The organism is Thiolapillus sp. (assembly GCF_048562965.1).
GTDB lineage: Bacteria > Pseudomonadota > Gammaproteobacteria > Chromatiales > Chromatiaceae > Thiolapillus > Thiolapillus brandeum_A.
Genome location: NZ_JBHNMF010000457.1, coordinates 1 through 2,655, shown reverse-complemented (window position 1 = coordinate 2,655; position 2,655 = coordinate 1). Strand labels below are relative to the sequence as shown.

Below are 2,655 nucleotides of genomic sequence, written 5' to 3'. Positions count from 1 at the left end.
GCGCCAGCTCTACACCGGATACTTGCCAGGGACTCTTGATTCCCAGTATCTGGGCGTATAGGTCTTTGTCTCTCATAGGGGATTACGATAATCTACCCACTCCATTTGGGGAAGAGCCATATTGTTGATGCCTTCATAGCCGTCCGGTACAGGGTCTGTCACCTCCACACCCGTCGCATTGCCAGGGCCCGCATTGGAAACTGTCAGCGTGAAAGTAACCACATCCCCGGCATAGTAGTCCGGGCCACCGGAAACCGTCTTGACCAGACTGATGTCAATGACTGCACCGGGAACGACCACGGCGCTGTCCTGATCATCCTCGCCCGGCACGCTGTTGCCCGGGGTGGAGTCCGAATCCGGCTGGTCGGCTGCCGTGACCTGCGCCACGTTGGTGTAGCTGCCGCTGGCCTGGATCACGGCCTGGAAGGTCAGGTCCACCGATCCGCCATTGGCGATGCTCAGCCCGCTCCAGCTGATGGTGCCATTGCTTTCGGTACCGCCATTGCTGATATTTGCAATATTGGCATAGCCGTTGGGCACCACGTCCTGCACCGCCACGCCGGTGGCATTGCTCGGACCGTTGTTCAGCACATGGATGGTAAAGGTCACGGTATCACCCACGTTGTGAGGGCCGGCACTGACCGTCTTGGTCAGTTCCAAATCGATCTGTTCACCAAAATAGTTGGATGGATCCGTATCAGTCACCGGCGGACCATTGGGGGGCGTGCCCGAAGCGGTACCGGTATTGGTGTATTGTCCGGCTGTGGCAGTACCGGTTGCAATACAGGTCACCACATCACCCACGGACAGGTCATCGATGACATTGTCATTGTCATCCACCGGACAGGAAATATCCGCATCAGGCAGCTGATCATCGGTGACAGCAACTGCCGTCAGGGGAACATTGCCGACATTTTCGACCCGGTAGGACCAGGTGACGGCCGCACCGACCGGCAGGCTCATACCCGGCGCAGTATCCGCATTGTCACCGTTGGTGCTTTTCTCCAGGCTCAGGGCCGCAGCCTGTGCCTGGTAACCGAAATCCACGGTGTCGATAGGCGTATTCTGGCCGATCAGGTCATGTGCAGAGTCGAACGCACTATCGGGATCGCCCGTTTGGATCATGCCCGCCGGCAAGGTGCTGGTATCCACCTCGACGCGGTAGTCACCGGGTGCAAGATTGTCGAACAGGTAGGAACCGTCAGCCGGCGTGGTCATGCGCAGCAGCTCGTTACCCTGCGCGTCGTACAGCACCACATCCACGCCCGCCAGCCCCGATTCACCGGCATCCTGGATACCATCTCCATTCTGGTCATTCCAGACGACATCCCCAATGGACAGCAGGGTGGCGTTGGGCACGTACATGCCGGCATCCACATTCGTGTTGTTTTCGCCTGCGACCAGGCTGACGGCTGCCGTCAGGCCGGTAGAGGGATCGGGATCGCTGTCAGCAGCATCACCTGTCTGGCCTGCCGGACTGATGACGTGGTTTGCCGGCGCAGAGAACTGCAGCACGTAGTCACCGGCAGGCAGGCCATCGAAACGGTAGTGTCCGGAAGCATCGGTTACAGCTGTGGCCAGTACGGTACCCGGATTGGCCGCCGAGTAAAGGCTGACGGTTACACCACCCAGGCCGGACTCGCCGGTATCCTGTATGCCATCGCCATCACTGTCGTACCAGACAAGGTCGGACAGGCTCGCAGGCTGCACCTGGGGAACCAACATACCCGCATCGATGCCCGTCACGACATCTCCAGCCTGCAGAGTTACTGCGCTGGTGAACCCAGAAACCGGATCGGCATCACTGTCGATGGCCGAATTGCCACCCTGACCCTGGGGGCTGAAAACATGTCCGGCCGGTGGTACGAACTCCAGTGAATAGGAACCCGCCGGCAAGCCGGCCAATCCCGGTTCTCCCGTATCCTGAAGGCCATTGCCATTGGTGTCATACCAGACGCGGTCACCCAGGCTCGCCACCCGGCTGCCACCCTGCAGGCGCAGGCCGGCATCGGTGGTTTCATTGTGCTCGCTGGCACCGAGGGTAAAAATCTGCGTTCTTAGAACGCAGACTTGCCTTTTGCCCCCTATAAGGGGGCTTTGATGCCAGCCTTCTGAGAAGGCTGGCTGGTGAGTTATCCCATTTCATTGATTACTTGCCCAAGTCCATTTGAACTTGGCGTTGTTCCTGTTTCTCCTGGTATTTTACATACTTCCGTATCATCTCAGCATCTACACCTACTGTATCAACGCAGTAACCTTTCGCCCAGAAATGATTGCCCCAATATGGTTTGTTCCGTAGGTACGGAAATTTCGTGAAAATCCGCAGTGCAGTTTTTCCTTTCACCACACCAAGCAACTTCGATATCGACACCTTTGGCGGCACCTTCACCAGCAGATGCACATGATCTGGCTGCACATTCAATTCGATTACCCGACATCCCAGTCGACTGCTATACACCTGAATACAATTGTGCACTTCTCTGGCAACGTCTCCAGTCAGCACTCTATAGCGGTATTTCGGTACCCAAACAATATGGGGCTCTTCCCCAAATGGAGTGGGTAGATTATCGTAATCCCCTATGAGAGACAAAGACCTATACGCCCAGATACTGGGAATCAAGAGTCCCTGGCAAGTATCCGGTGTAGAGCTGGCGC

Annotated in this window: 2 protein-coding genes; both read right to left on the bottom strand. The window is 57.1% G+C overall.

All coding sequences use genetic code 11. The features are described 5' to 3' along the window. Positions 1 to 72 precede the first annotated feature (72 nt). On the bottom strand, positions 73 to 1,977 hold the full coding sequence (locus ACOCD2_RS16310; RefSeq protein ID WP_293649866.1) for an SdrD B-like domain-containing protein: 1,905 nt from the start codon (positions 1,975 to 1,977) through the stop codon (positions 73 to 75). A 172-nt stretch (positions 1,978 to 2,149) separates the two neighbouring features. Next, positions 2,150 to 2,581: an IS200/IS605 family transposase gene (gene tnpA, locus ACOCD2_RS16305; RefSeq protein WP_293674860.1), complete on the bottom strand. Its 432-nt coding sequence runs from the start codon at positions 2,579 to 2,581 to the stop codon at positions 2,150 to 2,152. Between the last annotated feature and the right edge of the window lie 74 nt (positions 2,582 to 2,655).